The following is a 25,834-nucleotide window of genomic DNA, read 5'->3' on the forward strand; positions in this document are numbered from 1 at the left end:
GCAAGTAAGCAAGTTAAGCCTTTTTTATAAACGAGTAATAATTAGTTCAATGTTTTAACATCGTTGATAGTAACATCAAATGTTCCACCAGGAGTGTTAATAGTTACTTTTTCACCCTTTTTCTTGCCAAGTAAAGCTTGGGCAATTGGTGAATCGTTAGAAATTTTTCCGTTAAGCGGATCAGATTCATCAGATCCAACGATAGTATAGGTTTCTGGATCATCAGTACCTACTTCTGTGTAAGTAACAGTCTTACCGATAGAAACTTCGTTAGGATCAACGCTATCTGCATCAACAACTTGTGCATACTTAAGCATTTGTTCAATTTGAACAATACGTTGTTCTACAGCACTTTGCTCATCTTTTGCAGCATCGTATTCAGAGTTTTCGGATAAGTCACCGAATGATCTAGCAACCTTAATTCTCTCAATAACTTCTGGACGTTTTACTAATTTTAAGTTCTTTAATTCCTTCTGAAGTTTTTCCTTACCTTCAGCGGTCATTGGATAAACTTTTTCTGCCATACTAAAAATTCTCCTTACCTATACCTATTATTCTTTGCACCAACCAGCTTATGTTTTCTACTTAAAAAAGTCAACCATTTTTACTGGCCTAAACTACTATTACGTTTCAAGTGCTCGTCATAATTTTCATTGTAGTAAACCTTACCAGTCTTAAGATTTGCAACAAAGTAGAGATAGTTAGACTTGATTGGGGTTAATACAGCGCTAATTGAATCTAAACTTGGATTATTAAATGGTCCTGGACCATATCCCTTGTGAACATACAAGTTATATGGAGATTCTACCTTAATATCCTTTAGGGTCAAAGAATGTTTATGCTTATTCAGTGCATACATGACTGAAATATCAGATTGAAGCGGCATATTTGCTTTAATTCGGTTAAAGAATACCCCAGCAATCATTCGACGATCCTTAGACTTAACACCTTCACGCTCAACTAAGGAAGCTAAAGTTAAAACTTCCTGCACAGTCAAATGCTTTTTCTTGATGGAACTATAGTATGGTTGTAAAACTTGATCAGTCTTATCAACCATTTGGTTAACTAGTTCTTTCAAAGAAGCTCCTTGATAGACATCATACTTAGCCGGGAAGAGATATCCTTCTAAGTGATAACGAACACCTTTACTGTTCATTGAACTAGTTAAAAGTTTAGGATATTGCTTTTCCAAACTCTTCATAAAGCTTTGATCTTTCATTAGCTTTAAGAAGTCTTGACGGCTATATTTCGTATTCTTACCAACTGTTGTAGCAATACTATCAATCGTTTGCCCTTCTTTTATCAAAACGTGACCGACAACTGGACGGCCACCTCCACCTTGCAATTGACTAACGATTTCTTTGTTATGCATCGAGGGTGAGAGATAGAAATTACCTGCCTGAAAATTGGTTGCACTATGGCTCTTTAACCAAAAGTTAAAGATAGTCGCATTTCTAATAATCTTTTTCTCTTGTAAAATCTGAGCAATCTGACTATTAGTTGCACCTGCAGGAATATGAACACTGACCACATCTTCATCATGACGATTGGCAGGCTGCAGAGCATAACCAACATAACAGCCCCCAATTAAGATAAACAAGACTAAAATGGCACCTAATCCGCTAAGAATCCAGCGGGTAACCTTTTTTGATGCTTGTTCTTCTAACTCATGATTTTTCTTTTTGTCCTGATTTAGCAAACGCTTTTCCTCCGAAAATCACAAAAATCTAAGACAATTATAGCAAAGCTCCCTGGAAAAGAATTAACGAACTTTAATCTTTAAACTTTCTTTCAGATCTGTTTCAATTTTTTCCATTGCTTTAGTAACTACTTCATCAGTCAATGTATCTTTTTCATTCAAGAAAGTTAACGAATATGAAATTGATTTATGTCCTGATTCAATTTGACTACCAGCATAAACGTCAATGACTTGAATATCATGAAGATACTTACCACCATTTAATTTAATTTGAGCTTCAATTTGGGCATTAGTTACTGCATTTGGCACTAATAATGATAAATCACGTTCAATTGCTGGGAACTTAGGAGCAGCTTTAGCTTTCATTCCCTTATTAAGCATTGAAACGATTGTGTCTAAATCAATTTCGTAGCCATAAATTTCACTTCCACGTAATGCCTTATCAAGGGTAGTAACAGTATGAGCAAGCATCCCAATTAAACCAACATATTGATCCTTAATGTAAATACCAGCAGTTCTAGTTGGGTGCATACCAACAATAACTTCTGCACGATATTCAACATCTGCATCCTTAATCCCGATTGCCCTAAATAAGTTAGTTAATTGACCTTTTACAAAGTAGAAATCAATCTTTTGATCTAAATGTTGCCAATTTGCTGACACAGTATGTCCTGAATAAAGAGCAGCTAAATGTTCATGTTCATTAAAAGTATTATTTTCATGATCATAAACTCTACCTTGTTCAAATAAAGCTAATTCCTTTTGCTTACGAGCCATATTATAGCTTGCAGCATCAACTAAACCAGTTAACAAGTTTTCTCTCATAGTTGAACGACTTGAATTCAATGGCCATTGAACTTCTACAACCGGCTTAGGATCTTTAGTAAATGAAATTGCTTTTTCTGGAGAAGTCAATGAATAAGAAATGGCTTCCATCATGCCTTGTCCTTGAACAATATCCTTAATTCTACGCATAGCAGTTTCTTTTTCTGAATAGCCACCATGTGTCTCAGCTAAAAGAGGTTGAGTAGACTTTAAGTTATCATAGCCATAAATTCTACCTACTTCTTCTACTAAATCTGCTGGAATAGAAATATCCCATCTTCTATTTGGAACTGTAACAACTAATTCATCTTCCGACCCATCAACAGTAAAGCCTAAGCGATCAAAAATCTTTTCCATTTCTGATCTGCTTAATTCTGTTCCTAATACCTTGTTAATGTATGAAACTGTAGTCTTAACTACTGAAGGATTTCTTTGCACATCAGTTGCCTTAATTTCACCCTCATTAACAGTACCATTTGCATCATTACGTAATAACAGAGCAGCAATATCTAAGGCTTTTTGAGTATTATCCCAGTTAACCCCTTTTTCAAAACGACTTGAAGCTTCAGTACGATTGGCATGACGTAAAGCAGATTTTCTAACGCTAGTTCCATCAAAAATAGCAGATTCTAAAATCACATCAGTCGTATCATCTTCTACTTCTGAATTTTTACCGCCCATTACACCAGCCATCATTACTGGCTTTTGACCATCGGTAATAATAATATCGTTTGGATCTAGTTCAACTTCTTTATCGTTTAATAAAGTAAGCTTTTCACCCTTGTTAGCTTTTCTAACCTCTAATTTACCATCTTTAAAAGTACGAGCATCGTAAGCATGCATTGGTTGTCCAGTTAGGAGCATTACATAGTTAGTTACGTCAACTACATTATTAATTGGTCGCAATCCTGCATTCCAAAGACGTCTTTGCATCCATAAGGGACTCTCGCCAATCTTAACATTTGAAACTTTTCTTAAGTAAAACTTAGGTGCTAATTTTTCATCAACTTTAGCATCTAATTCATTAGTCCATTCAGGACCATCTGCTTTAAGAACTACTGGCTCAATCTTAGGCTTTTTATCAACAATTGCGCCAACCTCATATGCTGCACCTTCCATTGATAAAGTATCAGCACGGTTTGGTGTAATATCAAAGTCTAAAATGTAGTCATCCATACCAAGTGCTTCATAAACTTCTTCACCTGGCTTTACATCAGAATCTTTAGGAAAGACAAAGATTCCATCCACATATTTTTGAGGAACATTTTTATCTGCAAAACCAATTTCTTGAAGACCACAAATCATTCCATTTGATTTAATTCCGCGAATTTTACCACGCTTAATCTTCTCATTACCTGCAATTCTGGCACCGTGCAAAGCAACAATCACATCTTCACCAGCTGCAACATTTGGAGCTCCACAAACAATTTGAATTGGTTCGTCTTCACCTACATCAACTTGACACTTATGTAAGTGAGTTCCTTCAATATCTTCACATTCTAAAATGTGACCAACTACTAACTTTTTTAAGCCTTCTGCTGGATGGTCTACTGATGCAATTTCGACACCAGTTCTAGTAATTTTTTCTCCTAAATCTTTAGGATCTTCGTCTAAATCAAGAAAATCTTTCAACCAGTTATATGAAACAAGCATTAATCTTCCTCCTTACGGAATTGTGCTAAGAAACGAACATCATTAGTGTAGAAATCACGAATATCAGAAATACCGTATTTCAAAATTGCAAAACGGTCCAAGCCTAAACCGAATGCAAAACCACCATAAACAGTTGAATCAACACCTGCGTTTTCTAAAACGTTAGGGTGAACCATTCCAGCACCAAGTACTTCAATCCAACCAGTATACTTACAAATTGGACATCCCTTACCATCACAGTTGAAACAAGAAACATCCATTTCTACAGATGGTTCAGTAAATGGAAAGTATGATGGACGAAGACGAGTTTTGCGATCTTGACCAAAGACATGCTTGGCAATCATTTCTAAAGTACCTTTAAGGTCTGACATAGTAACATTTTTATCAACTACTAAGCCTTCCATTTGTTGGAATTGGTGAGAGTGAGTCGCATCATCATCATCACGACGATATACCTTACCAGGACCAACCATCTTTAATGGCCCTTTAGAAAAATCATGCTTTTCTAAGACTCTTGCTTGATCCCCCGAAGTTTGAGTTCTAAGCAAATCTTCATTATCAATATAGAAAGTAGCTTGCATATCACGTGCAGGGTGGTCTTTAGGTAAGTTCATCATCTCGAAACAGTAGTGATCTGTTTCAATTTCTGGACCTTGTACTACCTTATATCCCATACCAATGAAGTAACTTTCCAAATCATCCAAAATAATATTGATTGGGTGCTTTGAACCTAAATGTCCTTCACGTCCTGGTAAAGTCACGTCAATCTTTTCTTCTTCTAATTTCTGAGCAATTATTGCCTGTAAGAAATGATCTTTTGCTTCATCTAATTGCTTTTGAAGAATATCACGAACTTGATTTACTTCTTGACCTACTTTTGGTCTATTTTCTGGAGCGATGTCTTTCATTGAGTGCAAAATCTGAGTTAATTCACCCTTGCGCCCCATTAATTCTACTCTAATCTTATCAAGCATTTTTTGATTTTCAGCTTGCTTGATTTGATCTAATCCTTCTTCTTTTAACTTATTTATTCTATCGAATAAGTCCATCTCATTTTCCTTTCCAACAAAAAAAGCTCCGTCCCAAAAGGGACGAAGCTTCGCGGTACCACCCTAGTTTGAACTAGCACAAAAAAGTGCGTGTTCACACTCTTTTCATATAACGGTGAAATACCGGAATTGATTAGATTCTGCTCCTAAGATGAAATTCATGCTTTTATCTTAAGTTTTTTCCACCAATAAAACTCTCTCTAAAAAGATATCTGCATTACTAATCTTAATCATTGCATTTAAGTATAATAGTATCTTAAATCTTTTTACTTAACTTTGCAATCATCTTCAGGCCCATTTATCAGCCCAATTATGAACTTGTTCAAAAACAGGCTGTAAGTCTGCGCCTTTCTGGGTCAAAGTATAGCTAATAATACCGCTCTTTTCATCAACTGTACGATTAACAATACCGTCCTTTTCTAGTTCTTTCAAACGTTCCACTAAAACTCGATCAGAACACTTACTAATACAACGTGCTAAATCCTTAAAACGCATTGCATTAGTATCGCACAAAGAGCTGATAATTAAACCATTCCATTTTTTACCAATAATTGCAAAAGCATCAATAAAATGCGAACACAGTGAGTAATCTTCTGGATCTGGACAGTCACCCATTTTAGTTTTGCTTTCAATTTCTTGGGACATCTATAATTCCTCCTAAAAAATCAAAATATTTTAGATCAATCTATACTAAAGATTATAGTAATATTACTTACTTAAAACAAGCTGTAAGCTTATGAAAAATGATAAATCATAATTCCTGCTGCTACAGCTGCATTTAATGACTCCGCCTTGCCTTTTATTGGAATATAAATCTTTTTATCTGCTGTCTCAATCACATCTTTACTTGCCCCATGGGCTTCATTTCCAATTACTAAAGCTAATTGAGGAACAGGAATGCAATTATTCAACGATTTTGCTGTCTTATCGAGAATACTTACATAAACTGGAATTCCATTTTCTTTAAAGCTACTAATTGCTTCTAAGATAGGATTTTGAACAATCTGAATATGGAATTGACTGCCTTGCATACTACGCTGAACTTTTGGATTATACAAGTCCACACTTTCTTCAGAAAGAACAACTCCATCAAATCCGGCTGCATCAGCTGTACGAATAATAGTACCAACATTTCCTGGATCAGTTAAATTATCCAAAACAACCCATTTTCCATATTCAAAACTAAATGATTTAGGTTGATTAATTGGTAAAACCATAAAAATATCTTGACTATTCTTAGTACTGCTCAAATGCTCTGCAATTGCATCAGTAATTTTAATTACCTTATCATCCTTCAGTCTATAACTAGTGGTAAGTTTTTCTAAAGCTTCTGATGTTCCTAAAATATAAAGATAATTTTCGTGATTCTTGAGTGCCTCTTCAACTAAATGAAAGCCTTCAATTAAATAAGTTTGAGTCTTTTTACGATACTTTTTCTGTTCTAACTTTCTAAGGTTCTTAATCGTGGGATTATTTACTGAATTAATTTCTATCATAATTTCTACTTCCTTCTAATCTAATATTTTAAATTACCTCGCTCAAAATTAACATGTTAAAATTTAAGTTAGAAGATAAAGAAAAGAGCGATATTTATGAAAACTGTCACAATGAAAGTTACCGGCCTTGTCCAAGGTGTTGGCTTTAGATGGACCACGCAAATGATTGCACAAGATTTAGGAATTACCGGAACTGTTAAAAATAATCCTGATGGATCAGTTTCTATTGTAGCTCAAGGGGAGGAGCTTCCTTTAGAACATTTTATTAAAAAAATTAAAGCTTCTCCTTCAGTAGCTGGACATGTAGATCATGTTGATTTAAATACAGTCTCTGATGCAGAAAAATTTACTCGCTTTAGTGTGGTTTATTGATACTTTAACAAATAACTAGTAAACTTTATTCCAGTAACAATAAAGTAGGAAAGGTTATAGTTAATGAAATCAAAAACTAAATATTTTAGTCTATTTGCCATGCTAACTATCTTGGCATTGATCCTAACTGGTTGTGCTAATAATAGTCAAAGTATCTATCAGGCACCTACCAGCGGACCATATGCCTGGGTTTTTAGTCTTTTTGGTAAGCCAATTCAAAATATCATGTTAGCTGTTGAGCATCAAATCGGTGGCTCAAACGGTGCTGGCTGGGCAATTATTATCATTACTTTCGTTGTTCAGTTAATTGTTATGCCGCTTCGTCTTGCATCTCAGCGCAAAATGACTACGCAACAAGAAAAGACTCAAAAACTTCAACCACAAATGAAGTTGATTCAAGAAGCACTTAAAAAACCCGGCTTAACTCAGCCGCAACAAATGCAAATTAGCCAACTTCAAATGCGAGTTTATAAAGATAATAATATGTCCATGATGGGTGGAATGGGATGTCTACCATTACTTATCCAACTGCCGATTATGATTGGGATCTATCAAGCAGTCGCTTATTCTAAAGAATTAGCCGCTTCAAGTTTCTTTGGTATTTCTTTGGGGCAACGCTCAATTGTCTTAACTATCATTGCTACCTTGCTTTATGTAATTCAAGGTTATCTATCAATGGTTGGAATACCTGAAGAACAGAAAAAAGCCATGCAGATGACTCTAATTTTGAGTCCAGCAATGACCTTCTTCATCAGTATTTCAGCTCCGGGTGCCTTAGCGCTTTACTTCTTAGTTGGTGGTTTAATTGCTATTTTGCAACAAGTAATTACTACTTTCATCATCATGCCAAAAGTAAAAAAAGACGTTGCAGCTGAATTGAATGAACGTCCCCTTAAGGTGGTAGTCACGCAAGAAACAATCGATAGTATTCTTAATACTACTACTTCATCAAATACTGGTAACGAGGCAGAAAAAGATCTTCATCAAGATTTGCGTGCACGAAATGCTGGTAAACAAAAACGTCCTCATAACTCTGATAAAGATTAATAATCAAATAAAAAGGAATCTACATAGATTCCTTTTTATTTATCATTTATTTTCTGATTTAGACTTCAACAAGGGAAATTCAATCATAAACTTACTACCTGAACCAAGTGTTGAACTAACACTAATTTTTCCATGGTAGCTTTCAACTAATTTTTGAGCAATAGCTAAACCTAGACCATTACCACCTTTTTCACGGGTTCGAGCTTTATCTACGCGATAGAAGCGATTGAAGATTTTATCCTGCTCATCAGGTGCAATTCCTTCGCCAAAATCTTGGACAGAAATTTTAACCTTATCTTTTTCAGTAGCAGCATCTACCAAAATTTCTTTGCGATCCGTGGAATACTTAATTGCGTTATCAATCAAAATAATCAAAATCTGCTCTAAATGGTTACGATAAATCTTGATAATTGTATCTGGTGCTAAGTCGCTGTCATCATATGTAATTGTAAAATCTTGATGAATCATTCTCATATCATTAACTGTTCGATTGAGAACTTCGTTAACATCAGCCGTTTTATCAGGATACTGTAAATCAACTTGCTCAGCTCTAGTTAAATCAAGCATCTCTTGAATCAAATGTTTCATTCGTTTGCTTTCTTGAAGAGAAGCTTGAATTGATTCTTCTAGGACTTGCGGATCATCTTTTCCCCATCGTTCTAGCAAATTCAAGTGTCCCTCAATAACAGCTACCGGCGTACGTAACTCATGAGATACATCCCCCACGAATTGCTTCTGTTGCTGCATATACGCCTGCATTCGATCTAGCATCTCATTAAATGAAATAGCTAATTCACCTAACTCATCATTTCGATGGAGATCTGGAACTCTTCGTTTATTAGTCGGATCTTCATTAATATCATGAGAAATCTGTGACATTTTTTTGATCGGCTGTACAACACTATTAACAATCAAATAGGATAAACCAACAAAAACAATAATTGCAATAATCGATAGACCAATCATCCAATTACGAATTGATTTTAAAACATGATTTTGTTGATCCATCGAATTATCAACAATTAAGTATCCTGTTAATCGGCGTGTTTTATCAGAAAAAATCTTCTGATAAATTTTCATATGGATTTTTCCTTTTGTGGTTTCTACCTTTAAAACATGATTCTCTGTCTTGCTAAAATGAGGCATTCCATTATCAGGAACATTTCCATTACTAAAAACCACATCTCCACTTGGGTTATAAATAGTAATACTTGTATCTCGATTCGACAAAGTCGCTAGCACATCATCATTAAAGACATTTCCCCCATCATTTGAAGTAATAGGGGTTTGACCTTCCAAAATTCGATTAGTATTAGGCGAAAGCTGAGGAACTACATTTGAAATCTGGAGACTTGTCGGGATTTCCACCAATCTTCTCTGAAAGGTGGTAGCGACACTTTCAGTCAAATTTCTTTCCTGCGAAACAATTTGCTGTTTCACCAAAGAATAAATTGCAATTGAAAATATAACAAAAGAGACCGTAATTGTCGCTGCAACTAAGCTTACCCACTTAAAGGTTAGCGAGGACTTGAGGGTCTCTTTGGTAGATTTATTTTGCTTCTTCACGTGCTTCATCATTTTCATCCGTTCTTACCATATAACCGGTACCACGGACAGTCTTGATGTATGAAGGACGGCCCGGTACATCGATTTTATTACGTAAATAACGTACATATACTTCGACAACATTAGTTTCAATTTTAGATTCAGGTCCCCAAATCTTATTTAAAAGTTGCTCTCTAGTAACAACATTATTTTTATTTTCAATTAATGTCATTAACAAGTTGTACTCACGCTTAGTCAAATCGACTGTACTATCTCCGCGATGAACGATGCGGTTAGCTGTTTCAATGGTTAGATCATTAAAATGAACAACTTTTTGAACCCCCATCGTATCGCCCATAGCTCTCTTTTCAATTTGTACTCTTCTTAAGACTGCACGTAAACGAGCCAACAATTCTTCGATTGCAAAAGGCTTAACAATATAGTCATCAGCCCCGTGATCTAAGCCAGAAACTCGATCAATTACTGAATCTCTTGCAGTCATCATAATAATTGGAGTAGTTTTTTCTTGGCGAACGCGACGAGCAATTTCTAATCCGTTAAGATCCGGCAACATTAAATCAAGTAAGATTGCATCGAAGTCTTCGTTTAATGCTAAATCTAATCCTTTTCGACCGTTTCCTTCAACTTGAGTTTCATATTTTTCATGTCTTAATTCTAGTTCTACAAAACGGGCAAGATTTTTTTCATCTTCAATAATCAGAATTTTACTCATTATTTTCTCCACTACTATATTAATCTGGTTAAAAATTTTATTAATAAATTAATATTAAATTTAAAAATACATTAATGCAAGAGGTTATTCCTTGTTTTTTTCATCTTTGAATAAATCTTTAAGCTTAGCAAAGGCTGGATTTTCTTTATTTGATTGTTCTTCTTGATAAGCCGCTTGAGAAATAACCTTCCATCCTTTTCCTTCAGGGAAATCACCTTCATTTTTTTCCTGAGGAGTCAGGATCACTGATGGCAAACTTAATAATAAGTTATCTTCTACAGCTTTTTGAAGATCAATTTTATCATCTTTAACAGTTACGATAGTATCTTCTTCATCAAGTTGTTCTTGAGTTGGCTCAACTTCACTATAATTTTCAGTAAAATTAAACTTTTGATGCAATTTTACTGGTTTTAAGCTTCTAGTAGATGGGGCAACTACATCTGCTTCTACAGTGAAATTACCAGTTACAAAGGGTTCATCATAGAAGAAATCGCCACTAACATGCACGTTTTTGGCATCTTCAAGTAATTCTTTACTTCTATCAAAAAAATCTTTGCTTAACTCCACATCTTCATCAGCGTGAGTCAAGGGATTACGGCTATTTTTAATTTGTGAATATGAAAAATTTAACATTATTTTACCTCGATTGGTCTTCGACCAAAGTTTTGATCTTCACCCATAATTTGTTCAAAAAGTCGATCTACTCTTACTTGCAGGCCTAAAGTTCCACTCGCTGCATTTTTCTTATCGACCTTAGAAATAATTGGAAGTTCAACATCTTTCCGAATTTTTTTAAGATAATTTCTCCCGCGGCTGTTATAGCCAAGTAATAACGTTGAAACATCTTGATATGAAGCCTGCATTTCCTTTTCAGTTACATTTAAAAGAGTGTAAAGACAAAGTCTTCTAAGGCGCGCATAAGTATAGCGTTTAGACTTAATTTGGCGTAAAAATGAAGTAAAATCTTCCGCATTATGAATCTCTTCCTTCATTTTGTACTCTAAGCCTTCACTCATTTGGTAGATTGAGCGTAATTCTTCTAAACTAGCACTTTCAATTCGATATTTTAAAAAGTTAAATAAAAGATTCCAATTTGGGTAGACTTTTTGTTTTTCTAGTGCTGCTAGTTCACCTTTAGGAAGATATTTTTTTAATTCAATTAAATCATTTGGATGATGTAGACAATAATTTCTAATTGCTGTAGCAGAAGAAATAATTTTGTCTTGCAGAAGTTGATCATCATGTCCACTCCCTAGTCTTGTCACGGGATGCAAATGAAGCGGAGTATCTAGCTGTTCACTAGCTACAGCATAAGCAACAGCTAACATCATGTTAGGCTGATTTACTTCATGACCTACTTCTCTAGCAACCATTTCATTATATTGCGTAGCATAAGTTTGAGTATAATCTCTAAAATCCATTCGATTTTTAGGAATTTGATTTATTTTTTGTCCTAGATAAGAAAAATTTAAATTAGCATCTTCTACGCCAAAAAATAATTCTGATACTCCTAAATTGCTTAACATTCTAATGCTACCATTAGCAAAAATATCAGCTGGTTGAACTGCAAAAGAAAAAGGTAGTTCAAATACTAAATCGGCACCTGAATTTAAAGCTGCTTTGGCTCTTTGCCACTTATCCATAATCGCCATTTGTCCACGCTGAACATAATTGCCTGACATCATAACAATTATTGGATCATTTTCGGAAACTAAGCGTGCTTGATTTAATAAAAATTCGTGTCCACTATGAAAAGGATTATATTCAGCTACAATGCCAATTACACTCATATGTCTTCCTTTAATCTAAGTTTAATTCTAACTTCTTACCGTTGCTCCAGAGCTTTTCTAAGCCATAAAAGTCTCTTGCATCTTCCGTAAACACATTTACGACTACGTCTCCCATATCTACTAAAAGCCAGTTAGAGTCTCGAGTTCCTTCAATACGGTAATCTTCTTTTCCTTGCTCATGAATTTTATCAATAATGCTATTAACAATTGCATGGAGTTGACGATTTGAACCTGCAGTAGTTACAACATAGTAATCTGCTAGGATACTAATTCCTTGCATATCATATGCTTCAGTATCTTCACCATGTCTCTCATCAATTGCTTCTACAGTTAAATCTAATAATTTCTTGCTATCCAATTTTATTTTTCCTTTCAAAATTCTAATCCTTTACAGCCCATTTATTATATGCAGCAAAAGTCTTAGGATATATCTTTTTTCTATTAGTTATTAAAAAGTCAAGCGTATGGGCTAACTCAAAACCTACCCCATCATCTAAATTGTCATAAGCCACCTTTCTTGCCTCTTCTACACCAGGAAAATCACGTCCTGGTTCTATAAAATCAGCAACAAAGACAATTTTATCTAAAATAGTCATTTCAACATCAGCTGTTGTATGACGTCTAATTGCAGTTAAAATTTCAGGGTCAGTTATCTTTAACTCTTTCTCAATGAAATATGCTCCTACAATGCCATGCCAAATAGCACGATTATAGTTAAGTAAGTCTTGATCAAAGTGTTGCTCCTTAATTACCTTAATAAATCGTTCTGGAGATACTTGCTTTGCATAATCATGAATAAATCCAGCTAAAGCTGCTTTGTCTGGATCATAGTTATTAAGTTCAGCCAACTTGCGACTTGTTTTGCTTACACCAATACAATGCTTAAATCTTTTTTCATCCATATTGCTTTTTTCTTTAGCAACAATTTCAGCAGAAGTTAACGGGGAATATGTTTTCGTAAAATTAATTTCAGTCACGATATAAGCCTCTTGATTCAATATATAAGCGGACACTCTCAGGCACTAAATACCGAATAGAATTACCAGTAGCTACATTCTTACGAATTAGAGAAGACGAAATATCTAAATTTGGAGCATCCACCCAAATCATTGGAAATCTCGGGTTTTGCGGATAGTTTGGTCTTCTAACTCCAACTAATGTCGATAAAAGTGCAATTGTTTCCGGTTCACGCCAATTTTCAAAATCATTTACTTCGTCACTGCCCATAATCAAATAATATTGATTACGCGGTGCTCTTTTTTTCAGATAACGCAAGGTATCAACTGTATATGAAGTGCCGCCCCGCATTACCTCAAAAAGCTTAACATGAAAATATGGATTATCATGCGTAGCTAATTCAAGCATCGCACAGCGATCTTTAGCACTAACGTTACCTGCTAGTTGCTTGTGAGGTGGAGTGTTATTGGGGATAAACCATATTTCGTCTAAATGAAGTTGTTTTCTAACTTGCTCTGCCATTACTAAATGAGCAAGATGAACTGGATTAAAAGTTCCTCCCATAATTCCAATTTGCTGGGCAGAACTTGTAGCTGGTTCAAATTTTACTTGTGGCTTTTCTTTTACAACACACTGCATTATATCAACGCTCTTCTAATTCCTAAACCAATGCCTTCAGGCGTATAAGCCTTTACTACAACATTAGCTGGCGTTGTAATAAATCCTACACCCCCAAACAAAATATCGCTTTTTTCTTTTGGTGAAAATGTTTGTCCTTTTAATGGTCCTAAACAGTCATCCTTACTTGGTGGAAGTAATAAGTCATCTTTATGCTTTTCATAAAATGTATCAGCATTCTCAGTCTTTGTTCTGTGAACATAAAGGTCTCGTGCAACATAAATTGTAAAACCAGATGATGGTCCATCAACATAATCAAAGCGCCCCAGTCCAGCTAAGAAAATTGTTTGTCCCGGCAATAACTGATAAGTTGCTGGCTTTAATGGTTTCTTTGGTTCAACAACTTCTAGTTCTTTGCCACTTAAGTGACTAGCCAACTGATTAGCATTCAAGATTCCTGGGGTATCAATTAAATAATGACCATTAGAAAGAGGTATTTTAATTTCATCTAAAGTTGTTCCAGGAAACTTAGACGTAGTAATGACATCTTTTAAGTCACTATTCATATTGATAATTGCATTGATTAAAGTCGATTTTCCAACATTAGTAGTCCCGACAAAATAAATGTCTTTCTTTTCACCTTTTTTTGCTAGAAAAGCCATTAAATCAGCTAAATTTTTCTTTTTAGCAGCTGAAACTAAAAAGATTTTTTCTGGCTTTAAGCCATTTCGATTAGCTTCTTGCCGCATCCAATCTTTGATTTTTGACTCTTTAGAGTTTTTAGGAAATAAATCTACCTTGTTAACGACTAAAATATATTCATTACCGCCAATAAAACGTTTAATTGAAGAAATTAATGAGTTGCTAAAATCAAACAAATCAACTACGTTAACAACCAAAGCCTTTTTTTGACTAATTGAATTGAGTAAGGCTAGAAAATCATCGTTATTTTCTTCAACTGGCATAATTTCGTTATAGTGTCTTAATCTAAAGCAGCGTTGGCAATATACCTCATTGTCGTCACTTGTTAAAGCTTTTTTTAAGGCAGAAGTTGGTAAATACCCCGACTTTTTAGGATCTTGATCCTGCAATATACTTCCACAACCAATACAACGCAATTCTTCACTCATTCTAATTTCTCCTTAAAAACTACTGGCTTTCTTAAATTCAAAAAGAAGAAGATAAATTTTTCAAAAAAACGATTAATTCTAGTATTCCACTTATCGGTTTCAACTAATGGTTTCACCAAAACTGTAGCCACACCAGCTAAATTACCAGCCTGCATATCAGTAATCAACTGATCTCCTACCATTAGGACTTGATCTTTTTGTAAATTCAGTTCTTTTAATTCCTTATTAATTCCAATGGGAAGAGGCTTTCTAGCCTTGGCAATAAAAGAAATATGATATGGATTCAAAACTTTTCCAATTCGTTCAGCGTTATTATTCGAGATAACAACTAACTGAATCCCAGATTTAGCTAAACGCTGATTAAGTTGATCCATCTCAACTGCCGTATCAGCTTTATTCCAGGCAAGCAAGGTATTGTCTAAATCGCTAAAAACAGCCTTAATTCCCATCTTCTTCAACTGTTTTGGATCTAAATGATAGATGGTATCTATTGTATAACGAGGTCTAAATAACATTAAAAAATCTCCACTTTTTTCTCATATCTATAGTATCAGAAATCTTTAATCTTTAGAAACATTTGCTGATTGAAAAATTAAAATTTTACTTTTCTTTAGCACAAAAGATGGTAAAATAAGAACAATTTAAACTTTTTCCACCGTATTACACAAAGGAGTTAAAAATGAGGAATTTTATTGATCTCCATCTTCATTTAGATGGTTCTTTGCCATACACTACTGTTAAAAAATTAATAAGAGTACACAATTTTCCTACTTTAACTGATTCACAATTAAAAGAAAAGCTATCTGTTTCTGAAAGATGTGCTAATTTACAAGAATATTTAACTAAATTTGACTTTCCCTTATTGTTATTACAAACAAAAAAAGATCTAGAAATAGCAATTTTTGATCTTTTACAACAGCTTCGCTCCCAAGGGTTAGTTTACACAGAGATTCGTTTTGCACCGCAGCTTCATACACAAAAAGATCTTACTCAAGAAGATGCAATTAAAGCCTGTATTTTAGGATTAAAAAAATTCTACAGCTGGCAAGATAACCACGAAGACAACGTTTATCCCCTTCATGCCAATTTAATCCTCTGTCTCATGCGTCTCCCCAATCGAGAGCAGGAAAACAATTTAACTGTTAAATTAGCCGCTAAATATGCTAATAAATATGTTGTTGGTATTGACCTAGCAGGTCCAGAAGGTCCAATTCCAAATAAAAAATTTAAGCCCTACTTTGACGATGCAAAAGAAATGCATATTCCATTTACGATTCACGCTGGAGAAGCTGCGGGTCCTGAATCCATGCAAGAAGCTCTGGATCTAGGTACTAAAAGAATTGGACATGGAGTACGTTGCTTAGAAAGTGATCAACTAGTTCACGAATTAGTTGACCAAAATATTACTTTAGAATGTTGCGCCACTTCTAATCTCAATACTAAAGTATTTAAAAACATTGACTCTTATCCAATCAGAAAACTACTTTCAAGAAAAATAAAGGCAACACTGAATTGTGACAATATGACTGTTTCAAATACTAACTTACCTAAAGAATTTAAATTACTTGAAGCTAAAACTAATCTTACAAATACAGATGAACATCAATTATTATTAAATTCCATTAATGCTGCCTTTGCTTCTAACCAAGAAAAAAATCGCTTATTACATATCTTCAACTAAATTTGAGAAAAAAATGCTCCGCACAAGCGGAGCATTTTTAATATTTATTAGTTCAAAGCTTTCTTAGCAGCATCTGCTAAATCAGCAAAAGCCTTTTCGTCGTTGTAAGCAATATCAGCTAACATCTTACGGTTCATGTCAATACCAGCTACCTTTAAGCCGTGCATTAACTTAGAGTATGAAAGACCATTTTGTCTTGCAGCAGCGTTGATACGAGCAATCCATAATTTTCTGAATTCACTCTTACGCTTCTTACGGTCACGGAAAGCATATTTACGAGAAACAAATACTTGAGTACTTGCAGCTTTAAATTGTAAGTGTTTTGAGCCACGGTAACCCTTGGCTAACTTCATGATCTTCTTACGACGAGCGCGTGTTACGGTTCCACCTTTAGTTCTTGGCATCTAAAATTCCTCCTCAAAAAGTCTTCTAATAATTAACGCATTTGGGAAAGCATCTGTTTGATGCGCTTTAAGTCACTTGCTGAAACCATAGCAGCTTTTCTCAAATGACGACGTTGTTTCTTAGTCTTACCGTGGAAACGGTGTCCAGTGTAAGCATGGTGACGCTTTAAACCACCATTAGCAGTTCTCTTGAAACGCTTTGCTGAAGCGCGGTGTGTTTTTTGCTTTGGCATATCTATTCCTCCAATTAACTACTTTTTCTTTTTATCTTTCTCACTTAATGGAGCAAGCATTAAGAACATTGAACGGCCTTCCATCTTAGGCTTAGTAACTACATTAGATAAGTCACTAGCTTCATCAGCCATCTTCTCTAAGACCTGTTTACCTAACTCCTTGTGAGTAATTGCCCGGCCTCTAAAGCGAATAGAAACTCTAACTTTAGCGCCCTTGGTCAAGAATTTACGAACATGCTTTAACTTAGTGTCAAAGTCATTGCCTTCGATTGTTGGACTTAAACGAATTTCTTTGACAGCCATAACCTTTTGATTCTTACGGTTTTCTTTGGCTTTCTTTTGTTGTTCAAAACGGAATTTACCGTAGTCCATAATTCTAGCAACAGGTGGCTTAGCATTAGGAGAAAGCAAAACCAAATCAAGGTCAGCGTCAGCTGCTTTACGTAAAGCTTCATTCTTAGAAACGACACCAATTTGTTGGCCATCAACTCCAATTAAACGAACTTCACGAGCACGAATATCTTCGTTTAAGATCATATTTCTTGGTATGAGTATTCACCTCCACGTTAATTTCGAGGACAAGAAAAAAGCGGGCAAAGTTAACGCCCGCTTTTAATCAACAGATATTATCGATCAGCCCAGAGGTAATATTAACTTAGGCGAGAAGCGGGAGCTTCTTCTTGTTCTCAACTTCTAAATTATACCATCTAATTAATCTACGTCAAGAACTAATTAAATACAACTGCTAATTTTAATAAAACTAATAGAAAGAAAGAGAGCCTTGCTTCTTCACAGCTTTATTAACTTTTTCAAAAATAAATAGTCCAAGCAACAACCAAAATATCGAATTAAAGGCTGAAAAAGATAAATAATATTTAAAATTATAAGCTGATCCACTAATAATCATTCTCATCCAACTCACCATTGGTACAAGCGGTAAAAGATTGGCCATATCCTTTATTAACACTCCCGCTTTTTCAAATTGCGTTAGTAAAATTCCCAAATACAAATATTGACAAATTGCTAAAAAACTTCCTATTCGTTTAAATTTTAAAACTAAACTAATTATCAGATACCCCAGGCCAAAGAGAGTGACTAAAGAAAAAATAATCGGCCAAATAATCCTAATTGTAAAATTTATCCATTGTCCTGTAAAAAGCATAAGCGCTAAACACACAATGATAGACTGTCCAAGTGAAATGGTAATATTTACCATGCTTCTATTAAAGAATAATTTTTCACTTGAAATTGGCATCAAATATAATTGCTGTAAAATCCCACTTTTCGCATTATTCATAGTGTTACTGCCTAACATTGATACTGTATTCTGAATTGTTGTCCACAATGTAAAGCCAATAATTAAAGCTGAAAGTGATTGTCCGATAATACCCTTACTAATTGAGTTACTCCCCCAAAAGATACCCATAAACATTAAAATAGTTAAAGCTAAATCTGAGAGAGAGCTAAATAAATAGCGTCGGTATATGATTAATTCACGCTGAAATTCCGCTTTTAATGCTACCATCTTCATTCTTTCCTTTCATATAAAAATCAACCACTTCATTTAAACCTTTATTTTTAGTTTTTAGATCCATCAATTTAAATTGAGTTAAAAATTTCAATAAATGCGATAAATTTTTTCGATTAGATAAAACCAATTGATAAGTAGTATTATTAATCGAAATAATCTTAGCAATACTTTCTAAAACTGCTCGTTGATTGTTTGAAAGAGCTTGTGAAAATTGAACTGTGATAAATTTTTCTTGATTGAATTTATCTAAACAATCAGCTTTACTACCGCTATAAATTAACCGTCCTTTCTTTATTAGGAGAATCTGATCTGCAATTCTTTGAGCAAATGCCAATTCATGCGTAGTTAATAAAATTGCAACTCCTTCAGAAGCTAATGTTTTTAATATTCGTTCCACAGTTTCTACCGCTTCAATATCTAAACCAAGAGTCGGTTCATCTAAAACCAAAAATTTAGGCTTAGAGATTAACGCACAGCAAATAGCAATAATCTGCTGCATCCCTCGACTTAATTCAAAAATAACCGTATCCTTTTTAGACAAGAGATCAAATTTCTCTAATAGTTCTAAGCCATTTTTCTGTGCTACTTTTTTATTTAGTCCACGTTGAGCTCCCCAATAGATAAAATTTTCCATTGGTGTCAAAGCATAAAACATATTACGTGCACTCTCTAAAACTACCCCGGTTTGTTTTAATAAAGGTGTAAAATCATTTTTTAGCAATTTATTTTCAAAATATATTTTTCCTTCATCAGGAAGCAATAAGTTCAAAATTATTTTTAAACTAGTCGTTTTTCCCGCTCCATTAAATCCTAAAAAAGCAGTTATTTTTCCAGCGGGAATATCAAATGATAAATCTTCAATTGCCCTTGTTCCATTTTGAAAACTTTTGCTTAAGTTTCTTACTTTAAGTAACATTTTAAGTCCTCTTAAATTTCTTTCAGTTTCTTATTAATTCGCTTAACCTCATGCCATAAATGATAAAAATAAATTCCGTATGCTAAAGCATACATAATAATAAAATCAACAATCGCTTTTAGTAATGCTGATCCAGAATAATTAACCTTATTTAAAAAGAAGCAAAAGCTTAACCATGCACTAAGACAAATGAAAAAGTTAATAAAGATTTGTTTTTTTAAAGACCAATTATCATGCTCAAAAACCAAACTGGCAAAATAAAAGAAAATCCCAATCAAAAACGAAGACCCTAACCAGAAAAGAAAATATTTTACCGAAATAGTTGTCTCTAATCCATTCTTGAAAAACTGATTTTGTAAAATATCAATTCCCAGCCAAGTCATCCCAATTCCTATTCCTACTAATCCACTATTAATTAAACGTACAATATGTTTCATAATCCCAGTCTCTCCTTTAATTTTTTTATTTTTCGACGGGCAATTTGCACACGTAATCCGTTTTTCATCAAGGCATCGATATTACCATTACTGATAATTTCTAAATGATCGATAAAACGATAATTTAGAATTGCACTTCGGGATGCTTCAATAAAATCAGTTGGTAAGTTAATGCTGGCCTGATAAAGTCTACCTTTAAAAAGATATGTTTTATCCTGCGTATAAATTATTGTCTTTTCATTTTCTACTTGAATTAAATATATTTTTGAAACTTCAATCGCATATGCTGTTTCTTTTCGATATCCCCATAAAATTTGAGGATCAGACTGCAATTCTTGAGTGATTCTTCTTATCTTGTCCGTCATCTTCTTTAGCCAAAATTCAGCTTTTTCTTTTTGTAAATCTTTATCGATATTAAACTTTATTTCCATATGCTCACTCCTTATATTGCCTATAAGTATACTCATTGCATTTTCTAAAACCAGTAATTTTCGGTAAACGGTTAAAAACTTAGGGTGAATGGTCATATCTCAAATAAATTCGAAGTTTTTGATAATATAATGATTACTAATTGGACTAACTGGGAATATTTAGTACCTACTATTCTTAAAGAATATACTGACAACGAATCAGCAGACTTTATCTATCAACGCACTCATTCATTAACCGAACAAATTCTTGATAACATTATTAAAATCATCAAGTAAACAAAAAAGCGAGAAAACCTTATTATCAGTCTTCTCGCTTTTTATATTAAAAACTATTATTTTAATTATTTTTCTCTTGAGTATGACTTAACATCTGCGTCAATTTCAGCAATAAAGTCATCTAAACTCTTAGAAATTTGTTCTTCAGTACCATAACGACGAACATTAACACCATTGGCATTCATTTCATCGTCACCCAAAACTAAAGTATAAGGAACTTTTTGAGTTTGTGATTCACGAATCTTGTAACCAAGTTTTTCGTTTCTGTGGTCTACTTCTGCTCTAAATCCGCGCTTAGCTAATTCTTCACGAACCTTATCAGCATATGCGCCGTGAGCTTCCTCGTTAACTGGGATAATTTCAGCTTGAACTGGAGCAAGCCAAGTTGGGAAGGCACCCTTGTAAATTTCAGTTAAGTAAGCAATGAATCTTTCCATAGTACCAACAATACCACGGTGGATCATAACTGGACGGTGTTCTTCACCATCTTGACCTACATAAGTTAAGCCAAATCTTTCTGGAAGCATAAAGTCAAGTTGGATAGTTGACATAGTTTCATCGTTACCCAAAGCAGTCTTAGTTTGAATATCAAGCTTAGGACCATAGAATGCTGCTTCACCTTCTGCTTCAACATAATCAAGGCCAAGATCATCCATAGCTGCCTTAAGCATTGATTGAGATTTCTCCCACATTTCATCATTTGCGTAGTACTTATCAGTGTTCTTTGGATCACGGTATGAAAGTCTGAAGTAGTAATCAGTAATATCGAAGTCTTTGTAAACATCCATGATCAACTTCAAAACTTTAGCAAATTCTTCACGAATTTGATCAAGTGCAACAAAAGTGTGACCATCATTCAAAGTCATTTCACGTACACGTTGTAAACCTGATAAAGCACCTGACTTTTCATATCTGTGCATCATACCTAATTCAGCGATACGGATTGGCAATTCACGGTATGAACGAATGTGATGCTTATAGATTTGAATATGTGAAGGACAGTTCATTGGGCGAAGTTCAAGCATTTCACCATCACCCATGTCCATTGGTGGAAACATGTCATCACGATAGTGTGCCCAGTGACCAGAAGTCTTGTATGCATCTACGTTCATTAAAACTGGAGTATAAACATGTTCATAGCCATCAGCAACTTCTTTATCGACAATGTATCTCTCAACAACGCGACGAATAGTAGCACCCTTTGGCATCCAGTACGGAAGACCTGCACCAACTTTAGGATCAACAAAGAATAAGTCTAAGTCTCTACCAATAGTTCTATGATCTCTTTCCTTAATTTCAGCGCGACGCTTTAAATCTTCATCTAAAGCTGCCTTCTTAAAGAATGCAGTACCAAAAATTCTTTGAAGCATTGGGTTAGAAGATTTACCTAACCAGTATGCACCAGCAACTGATAAAAGCTTAAAGTTCTTAATCTTACCAGTATTTGGTAATAAAGCTTCAAAACCAAAGTCAACAAAGTCACCTAATTTGTAAACTGCAACTTCGTCTTTTTCGTCCTTTAAAAGATCTAATTTGAATTGATCATCTTTAAAGATATCTTCCAATTCACTCTTTTTCATTGAAGTATATTCGATCTTTTCGCCATTCTTGATTGCCTTTTGCATTTCTTTTTCAAGTTCTGGCAATTCAGTAATTTTAATTTGATCTTCCTTATCAGTATCTACAAAGAAGCCGCCCTCATCTGCTTCATGCATACCCAAGCGTAATTCTGGATACTTACGCTTAGCGATAGCTTCAAGCAAAAATGCAGCAGTAGCACGTAAAATATTTAAACCTTCTTCATCCTTATCAGTGATGATAGCTGCTTCTACATCTTCATCAACAACGTAATCTAAAGGCTTCATTTCGCCGTTAATTTTTGCACCAACAGCAGCTTTTCCTAGAGAAGTAGCAATTGAAGATGCTAGTTCTTTAACAGAAACTGCCTTGTCAAAATCTTTCTTTGAGCCGTCTGGCAAAGTTACAGAAAAACTCATAAAATTTTACCTCCAAATAAAAAATCCCAGCACTAAAAATAGCGCTGGGACGTTAAAATACGTGGTTCCACCCGAAATTCGAATTAATTACCAAAAATTAATTCCTCTAAAGGTCGTTAATGGTACCTAACCAAATTATAAAAATTTCAGGAATGAAATTGGGGTTTTCTTCTAATCAGGAGCTTCCAGAACTAGGCTCCTGTCTCTGAGTTGAAGAAAATCATGTCTTTCATTGACTTTCATTATACTAGCTCATCAAATAGATGCAAGCAAAATTTGGAATTAATTTCTACGATTTTTACCGCCAACAAAAACCTCTTTACTCAAGAAACGAACCCGCTCCATTAAGCGTCTTGCCTTAACCTCATCAACATTATTTCTTGTTTCAGCAAAATGTTCAGCCAAATCATCCATTGTCATATTTGAACTAAAAAATGTTGGTAAAACATTATCCATGCGTTTTTGCAAAATAACGCCTAACACGTCATCACGTGACCATTCACTTAGAGTCTCTGCTCCAATATCATCAAAAACTAAAACAGGAGCTGACGCAATACGATCAATCTCGTCACTTAAGCTATTATCTTGAAAATGGCTTCCCAAGCTGGCAATAAAAGAAGGTACATGTAAAAAGACTACTCGACTTCCTTGACGCGCAATAGCGTTAGCTAACCCAGCTAAGATATACGTTTTTCCTACACCAAAATCACCAGTTAGGTACAAACCTTTGATATGTTTGTTCTTCTTAAAACTGGCTAAAAACATAGCTACTTCATTTAATGCAGCATCCCGTTCAGGAGTTGAATCAACATTTTCTAGTTCAACATGACGTAGTTTTCCTGGTAGATCAATCAATTCAATCCTGCGTTCTGCCCGCATTTTAGCTTCTGAGTTTAACTTTGCCTCAGTTGGAACATAGGTAATATCAATTACCTTTCCATTAAGAAAAAGCTTTGGCGTATATCCTTCCATCACAGGGTTTGGCGCCTCAATTTGCTCAACATAGTTAAAAATCGTAGGAAGAGAGGCCTGGACAATTTCTTTATTTAATTTGTCTTTATTTTGTGTGAGAAAGGCTTGAACACTGGGATGCTTTATTGCTGTTTTAGCAATCTTTTTTCCATCTTCGCTTAATTTTCTTTTCTTGATAATACGTGTGATTACTTCAGAAATATCTTCCACCAGTACAACACTTCCTATTCATTTTTACCAAATTCACGAAAGATTCGATTTCTTTCCTCAGCTGACATGGTTGTTTTCTTAGTTTGATGCTGTTTTTCATACTTCGACCAATCAGTTGTCTTACGAATATTCTTTTTGGGAGTACGATAATATTGATGATTACGTTTATTCTTTCGCTCCTTAAGATATGCGATAGCTTCAGTTGGCGTGGTTATTCCTTGCTGAAGCCAATCATTAGCAATTCGATCAGCTAAATTATTAGTTAATACAGCATCATATTCAAAACAAGTATGAACAATCAAATTAATTAAAGGTGGTGTTAACCCCATTTGATCTTGCAAACGAAAGATAACTTTCTTTTCATTTGCAGTTACATAGCCACCTTTTTTCTCTTTTAATTCGTATAAATAATCAGTTGGCACCTTACTATCTACTGCACGAATTAGATCTGCATCTGCTTTTGATAATTTTTTAATTGCATGATCAGCATCTTTAGGAGTTTGACGTAACTGCTTTTTAACCATTTCTTTATTACGGTTAAGTCCAAAGTTTTCATTAACTGCATTTTGAATTGCATACATATTCAATTTATCTGCCCCAGCTGACATCGTAATCAGCGCAGTTTCGACAAATTCTTGCTCAGTTAAATGGTAAAAATCAATAATCTGTTTAATTTCTACCTGGTGCTTTAAAACTTCTTCTTTCTTAATATGATAGCTCTCAAACAAATCAACCAAAAAGCTCCAGTCAACTTTTACTGGCTCATTACCTAACTTAATTTCACCTTTGGCATCTTTAGGAACTTCACCAGCTGCTTCTTTAACTTCAACTGGTGCATCAATTGCATTTTCAGCACTCAAGTGAAAAACATCAAAAAAGCCACTTGTAACTTCTTTAGCATCTTTTAAACCGACAAAAGTTCGCGGAGTAAATTTTTTTACCAAACGATCAAAAGCTACATTTCCTACTCGTTCAAGCAACAAACTTGAAAGTAAAAAGGTGTGAAAGAACTCGCCTGCTGAAGGAACTTTTTCTACTTCAAAAATCAAAACCTCGCCTAAAACAGGATTTGAACCTAAAAATGTCTTAATTAAGCCTGTTGCCTCTAAATGATGCAAAGTTTTAAATAAGTCCTCTAATTTTAAGTTTGTTTGATCTTGAAGTTGATATAAAGTTTTATAATCTTTGGCAAAAGGTACTTCATCAAATTCTTTTGTCAATGTTATGTATAATCCTACTCCACGAATACCCACAAGAGGCTCAAAAAGAGTAGTTAAAACTTTTATATTTTCTTCACTAACAGCTACTTGATTAGCCACATAAAAAGGCTGCTTAGGGTCAGCACTTTCAAACACAGGCTACCTACTCCTTATCATGTTTAGCCATCATATCTTCCATGGCTTCCATAAATCCTGAAACATCTTTAAATTGGCGATAAATACTTGCAAATCGAATGTAAGCTACATCATCTAAATTAGCCAATTCCTTCATCACCAAATTACCGATATCTTTAGATGAAATTTCATTAAGACCTTGCTTTCTAATTTCATTTTCTACATGATCTACTAAAGTATCTAGTTGTTCGCTTGAAATTGGTCTCTTTTGCGCAGCCATCATTACGCCATGCAAAATTTTATCGCGGTTAAAGGCCTCACGAGTCCCATCATTTTTGATTACCAATAGAGGCGATCGCTCTACTCTTTCAAAAGTAGTAAAGCGAAAACCACAATTTTCACATTCTCTGCGTCGTCTAATTGCTCTATTTTCATCGCTTGGACGAGAATCAATTACTCTTGAAGCATTCTTGTGACAGTTTGGACATTCCAATTTTC

General features: G+C 34.5%; 30 protein-coding genes and 2 other annotated features. Of the genes, 4 read left to right on the forward strand and 26 right to left on the reverse strand.

Annotated features, from left to right (window positions below):
* Positions 1-41: 41 nt before the first annotated feature.
* The 6 genes from greA to LGAS_RS06850 form a co-directional block, all read right to left on the reverse strand.
* Positions 42-524: a transcription elongation factor GreA gene (gene greA / locus LGAS_RS06825; protein ID WP_003646934.1), complete on the reverse strand. Its 483-nt coding sequence runs from the start codon at positions 522-524 to the stop codon at positions 42-44.
* A gap of 80 nt (positions 525-604) precedes the next feature.
* Positions 605-1,699 carry an endolytic transglycosylase MltG gene (gene mltG / locus LGAS_RS06830; protein WP_011678931.1) on the reverse strand — a complete coding sequence of 365 codons (1,095 nt, stop codon included), beginning with the start codon at positions 1,697-1,699 and terminating at the stop codon, positions 605-607.
* A 63-nt stretch (positions 1,700-1,762) separates the two neighbouring features.
* Positions 1,763-4,177, reverse strand: a complete 2,415-nt coding sequence (gene pheT / locus LGAS_RS06835; protein WP_003652236.1) for a phenylalanine--tRNA ligase subunit beta — start codon at positions 4,175-4,177, stop codon at positions 1,763-1,765.
* The gene (pheS, locus tag LGAS_RS06840; protein WP_003646932.1) at positions 4,177-5,226 is read right to left on the reverse strand and encodes a phenylalanine--tRNA ligase subunit alpha; all 1,050 of its coding nucleotides are present in this window, start codon (positions 5,224-5,226) and stop codon (positions 4,177-4,179) included. Before pheS ends, pheT begins: the two co-directional genes overlap by 1 nt.
* Before the next feature lie 35 nt (positions 5,227-5,261).
* Positions 5,262-5,469: a binding site (T-box leader), on the reverse strand.
* 45 nt (positions 5,470-5,514) lie between these two features.
* Positions 5,515-5,871, reverse strand: a complete 357-nt coding sequence (locus LGAS_RS06845; RefSeq protein ID WP_003646931.1) for a winged helix-turn-helix transcriptional regulator — start codon at positions 5,869-5,871, stop codon at positions 5,515-5,517.
* A gap of 89 nt (positions 5,872-5,960) precedes the next feature.
* On the reverse strand, positions 5,961-6,722 hold the full coding sequence (locus LGAS_RS06850) for a TrmH family RNA methyltransferase (RefSeq protein WP_003646930.1): 762 nt from the start codon (positions 6,720-6,722) through the stop codon (positions 5,961-5,963).
* A 96-nt stretch (positions 6,723-6,818) separates the two neighbouring features.
* Here LGAS_RS06850 and LGAS_RS06855 point away from each other — a divergent pair, with 96 nt between their 5' ends.
* Both LGAS_RS06855 and yidC read left to right on the forward strand, forming a co-directional pair.
* The gene (locus tag LGAS_RS06855) at positions 6,819-7,094 is read left to right on the forward strand and encodes an acylphosphatase (protein WP_003646929.1); all 276 of its coding nucleotides are present in this window, start codon (positions 6,819-6,821) and stop codon (positions 7,092-7,094) included.
* A 63-nt stretch (positions 7,095-7,157) separates the two neighbouring features.
* Positions 7,158-8,141, forward strand: a complete 984-nt coding sequence (gene yidC / locus LGAS_RS06860; RefSeq protein WP_003646928.1) for a membrane protein insertase YidC — start codon at positions 7,158-7,160, stop codon at positions 8,139-8,141.
* Positions 8,142-8,183: 42 nt separating this feature from the next.
* Here yidC and LGAS_RS06865 read toward each other — a convergent pair whose 3' ends face one another.
* From LGAS_RS06865 to LGAS_RS06905, 9 genes are all read right to left on the reverse strand, one after another.
* On the reverse strand, positions 8,184-9,725 hold the full coding sequence (locus tag LGAS_RS06865) for a HAMP domain-containing sensor histidine kinase (protein ID WP_003646927.1): 1,542 nt from the start codon (positions 9,723-9,725) through the stop codon (positions 8,184-8,186).
* The gene (locus tag LGAS_RS06870; protein ID WP_003646926.1) at positions 9,691-10,419 is read right to left on the reverse strand and encodes a response regulator transcription factor; all 729 of its coding nucleotides are present in this window, start codon (positions 10,417-10,419) and stop codon (positions 9,691-9,693) included. The genes LGAS_RS06865 and LGAS_RS06870 overlap by 35 nt, the downstream gene beginning before the upstream one ends.
* A gap of 84 nt (positions 10,420-10,503) precedes the next feature.
* The gene (locus LGAS_RS06875) at positions 10,504-11,052 is read right to left on the reverse strand and encodes a DUF177 domain-containing protein (protein ID WP_003646925.1); all 549 of its coding nucleotides are present in this window, start codon (positions 11,050-11,052) and stop codon (positions 10,504-10,506) included.
* A complete protein-coding gene (locus tag LGAS_RS06880) occupies positions 11,052-12,209 on the reverse strand; it encodes a nucleotidyltransferase (protein WP_003646924.1) in 1,158 nt (385 codons plus the stop codon). Before LGAS_RS06880 ends, LGAS_RS06875 begins: the two co-directional genes overlap by 1 nt.
* 10 nt (positions 12,210-12,219) lie before the next feature.
* Entirely contained in the window at positions 12,220-12,567 is a 348-nt protein-coding gene (gene rsfS, locus LGAS_RS06885) for a ribosome silencing factor (RefSeq protein ID WP_003646923.1), read from the reverse strand.
* A gap of 22 nt (positions 12,568-12,589) precedes the next feature.
* Positions 12,590-13,186 (reverse strand): bis(5'-nucleosyl)-tetraphosphatase (symmetrical) YqeK, encoded by a 597-nt coding sequence (gene yqeK / locus LGAS_RS06890; protein ID WP_003646922.1) that lies wholly within the window; start codon positions 13,184-13,186, stop codon positions 12,590-12,592.
* Complete coding sequence (locus LGAS_RS06895) at positions 13,179-13,805, reverse strand: nicotinate-nucleotide adenylyltransferase (protein WP_003646921.1); 627 nt, start codon at positions 13,803-13,805, stop codon at positions 13,179-13,181. Before LGAS_RS06895 ends, yqeK begins: the two co-directional genes overlap by 8 nt.
* Entirely contained in the window at positions 13,805-14,914 is a 1,110-nt protein-coding gene (gene yqeH / locus LGAS_RS06900; RefSeq protein WP_003646920.1) for a ribosome biogenesis GTPase YqeH, read from the reverse strand. The genes LGAS_RS06895 and yqeH overlap by 1 nt, the downstream gene beginning before the upstream one ends.
* Positions 14,911-15,429, reverse strand: a complete 519-nt coding sequence (locus tag LGAS_RS06905; RefSeq protein WP_003646919.1) for a YqeG family HAD IIIA-type phosphatase — start codon at positions 15,427-15,429, stop codon at positions 14,911-14,913. Before LGAS_RS06905 ends, yqeH begins: the two co-directional genes overlap by 4 nt.
* A 164-nt stretch (positions 15,430-15,593) precedes the next feature.
* Between LGAS_RS06905 and add the strand changes: the two genes are divergently transcribed.
* Positions 15,594-16,595: an adenosine deaminase gene (add, locus tag LGAS_RS06910; protein ID WP_003652224.1), complete on the forward strand. Its 1,002-nt coding sequence runs from the start codon at positions 15,594-15,596 to the stop codon at positions 16,593-16,595.
* Between the two features lie 47 nt (positions 16,596-16,642).
* Here add and rplT read toward each other — a convergent pair whose 3' ends face one another.
* From rplT to LGAS_RS06945, 7 genes are all read right to left on the reverse strand, one after another.
* The gene (gene rplT, locus LGAS_RS06915) at positions 16,643-16,999 is read right to left on the reverse strand and encodes a 50S ribosomal protein L20 (RefSeq protein WP_003646918.1); all 357 of its coding nucleotides are present in this window, start codon (positions 16,997-16,999) and stop codon (positions 16,643-16,645) included.
* A gap of 32 nt (positions 17,000-17,031) precedes the next feature.
* Positions 17,032-17,232, reverse strand: a complete 201-nt coding sequence (rpmI, locus tag LGAS_RS06920; protein WP_003646917.1) for a 50S ribosomal protein L35 — start codon at positions 17,230-17,232, stop codon at positions 17,032-17,034.
* Between the two features lie 18 nt (positions 17,233-17,250).
* On the reverse strand, positions 17,251-17,769 hold the full coding sequence (gene infC / locus LGAS_RS06925) for a translation initiation factor IF-3 (protein WP_003646916.1): 519 nt from the start codon (positions 17,767-17,769) through the stop codon (positions 17,251-17,253).
* 38 nt (positions 17,770-17,807) lie between these two features.
* Positions 17,808-17,920, reverse strand: a sequence feature (ribosomal protein L20 leader region).
* A gap of 72 nt (positions 17,921-17,992) precedes the next feature.
* A complete protein-coding gene (locus LGAS_RS06930; RefSeq protein WP_003646915.1) occupies positions 17,993-18,763 on the reverse strand; it encodes a hypothetical protein in 771 nt (256 codons plus the stop codon).
* Complete coding sequence (locus LGAS_RS06935) at positions 18,726-19,679, reverse strand: ABC transporter ATP-binding protein (protein WP_003652220.1); 954 nt, start codon at positions 19,677-19,679, stop codon at positions 18,726-18,728. The genes LGAS_RS06930 and LGAS_RS06935 overlap by 38 nt, the downstream gene beginning before the upstream one ends.
* Before the next feature lie 11 nt (positions 19,680-19,690).
* Positions 19,691-20,116, reverse strand: coding sequence for a DUF3021 domain-containing protein (locus LGAS_RS06940; protein ID WP_003652217.1), 426 nt, complete (start codon positions 20,114-20,116; stop codon positions 19,691-19,693).
* Positions 20,113-20,547, reverse strand: coding sequence for a LytTR family DNA-binding domain-containing protein (locus tag LGAS_RS06945; RefSeq protein ID WP_003646913.1), 435 nt, complete (start codon positions 20,545-20,547; stop codon positions 20,113-20,115). The genes LGAS_RS06940 and LGAS_RS06945 overlap by 4 nt, the downstream gene beginning before the upstream one ends.
* Before the next feature lie 129 nt (positions 20,548-20,676).
* Between LGAS_RS06945 and LGAS_RS06950 the strand changes: the two genes are divergently transcribed.
* Positions 20,677-20,823: a hypothetical protein gene (locus LGAS_RS06950; RefSeq protein ID WP_003652213.1), complete on the forward strand. Its 147-nt coding sequence runs from the start codon at positions 20,677-20,679 to the stop codon at positions 20,821-20,823.
* A gap of 65 nt (positions 20,824-20,888) precedes the next feature.
* Here LGAS_RS06950 and thrS read toward each other — a convergent pair whose 3' ends face one another.
* The 4 genes from thrS to nrdR form a co-directional block, all read right to left on the reverse strand.
* A complete protein-coding gene (gene thrS / locus LGAS_RS06955) occupies positions 20,889-22,820 on the reverse strand; it encodes a threonine--tRNA ligase (RefSeq protein WP_003646911.1) in 1,932 nt (643 codons plus the stop codon).
* A gap of 282 nt (positions 22,821-23,102) precedes the next feature.
* Positions 23,103-24,002 carry a primosomal protein DnaI gene (gene dnaI, locus LGAS_RS06960; protein ID WP_003653988.1) on the reverse strand — a complete coding sequence of 300 codons (900 nt, stop codon included), beginning with the start codon at positions 24,000-24,002 and terminating at the stop codon, positions 23,103-23,105.
* Between the two features lie 14 nt (positions 24,003-24,016).
* The gene (locus tag LGAS_RS06965; RefSeq protein ID WP_003652209.1) at positions 24,017-25,357 is read right to left on the reverse strand and encodes a DnaD domain protein; all 1,341 of its coding nucleotides are present in this window, start codon (positions 25,355-25,357) and stop codon (positions 24,017-24,019) included.
* 7 nt (positions 25,358-25,364) lie between these two features.
* The gene (gene nrdR, locus LGAS_RS06970; protein WP_003646909.1) at positions 25,365-25,829 is read right to left on the reverse strand and encodes a transcriptional regulator NrdR; all 465 of its coding nucleotides are present in this window, start codon (positions 25,827-25,829) and stop codon (positions 25,365-25,367) included.
* Positions 25,830-25,834: the final 5 nt, after the last annotated feature.

The organism is Lactobacillus gasseri ATCC 33323 = JCM 1131 (assembly GCF_000014425.1).
GTDB classification, from domain to species: domain Bacteria; phylum Bacillota; class Bacilli; order Lactobacillales; family Lactobacillaceae; genus Lactobacillus; species Lactobacillus gasseri.

Coding starts and splice junctions, on each gene's coding strand:
- yqeH (WP_003646920.1), bottom strand. CDS start 14,914: ATGAGTGAAGAATTGCGTTGTATTGGTTGTGGAAGTATATTGCAGGAT.
- LGAS_RS06950 (WP_003652213.1), top strand. CDS start 20,677: ATGATTACTAATTGGACTAACTGGGAATATTTAGTACCTACTATTCTT.
- pheS (WP_003646932.1), bottom strand. CDS start 5,226: ATGGACTTATTCGATAGAATAAATAAGTTAAAAGAAGAAGGATTAGAT.
- greA (WP_003646934.1), bottom strand. CDS start 524: ATGGCAGAAAAAGTTTATCCAATGACCGCTGAAGGTAAGGAAAAACTT.
- LGAS_RS06880 (WP_003646924.1), bottom strand. CDS start 12,209: ATGAGTGTAATTGGCATTGTAGCTGAATATAATCCTTTTCATAGTGGA.
- add (WP_003652224.1), top strand. CDS start 15,594: ATGAGGAATTTTATTGATCTCCATCTTCATTTAGATGGTTCTTTGCCA.
- LGAS_RS06870 (WP_003646926.1), bottom strand. CDS start 10,419: ATGAGTAAAATTCTGATTATTGAAGATGAAAAAAATCTTGCCCGTTTT.
- LGAS_RS06850 (WP_003646930.1), bottom strand. CDS start 6,722: ATGATAGAAATTAATTCAGTAAATAATCCCACGATTAAGAACCTTAGA.
- LGAS_RS06940 (WP_003652217.1), bottom strand. CDS start 20,116: ATGAAACATATTGTACGTTTAATTAATAGTGGATTAGTAGGAATAGGA.
- rplT (WP_003646918.1), bottom strand. CDS start 16,999: ATGCCAAGAACTAAAGGTGGAACCGTAACACGCGCTCGTCGTAAGAAG.
- LGAS_RS06875 (WP_003646925.1), bottom strand. CDS start 11,052: ATGTTAAATTTTTCATATTCACAAATTAAAAATAGCCGTAATCCCTTG.
- infC (WP_003646916.1), bottom strand. CDS start 17,769: ATGATCTTAAACGAAGATATTCGTGCTCGTGAAGTTCGTTTAATTGGA.
- LGAS_RS06855 (WP_003646929.1), top strand. CDS start 6,819: ATGAAAACTGTCACAATGAAAGTTACCGGCCTTGTCCAAGGTGTTGGC.
- LGAS_RS06895 (WP_003646921.1), bottom strand. CDS start 13,805: ATGCAGTGTGTTGTAAAAGAAAAGCCACAAGTAAAATTTGAACCAGCT.
- LGAS_RS06935 (WP_003652220.1), bottom strand. CDS start 19,679: ATGTTACTTAAAGTAAGAAACTTAAGCAAAAGTTTTCAAAATGGAACA.
- thrS (WP_003646911.1), bottom strand. CDS start 22,820: ATGAGTTTTTCTGTAACTTTGCCAGACGGCTCAAAGAAAGATTTTGAC.
- pheT (WP_003652236.1), bottom strand. CDS start 4,177: ATGCTTGTTTCATATAACTGGTTGAAAGATTTTCTTGATTTAGACGAA.
- LGAS_RS06865 (WP_003646927.1), bottom strand. CDS start 9,725: ATGAAAATGATGAAGCACGTGAAGAAGCAAAATAAATCTACCAAAGAG.
- LGAS_RS06905 (WP_003646919.1), bottom strand. CDS start 15,429: ATGTTATTTAGACCTCGTTATACAATAGATACCATCTATCATTTAGAT.
- rpmI (WP_003646917.1), bottom strand. CDS start 17,232: ATGCCAAAGCAAAAAACACACCGCGCTTCAGCAAAGCGTTTCAAGAGA.
- yidC (WP_003646928.1), top strand. CDS start 7,158: ATGAAATCAAAAACTAAATATTTTAGTCTATTTGCCATGCTAACTATC.
- LGAS_RS06945 (WP_003646913.1), bottom strand. CDS start 20,547: ATGGAAATAAAGTTTAATATCGATAAAGATTTACAAAAAGAAAAAGCT.
- LGAS_RS06845 (WP_003646931.1), bottom strand. CDS start 5,871: ATGTCCCAAGAAATTGAAAGCAAAACTAAAATGGGTGACTGTCCAGAT.
- LGAS_RS06930 (WP_003646915.1), bottom strand. CDS start 18,763: ATGAAGATGGTAGCATTAAAAGCGGAATTTCAGCGTGAATTAATCATA.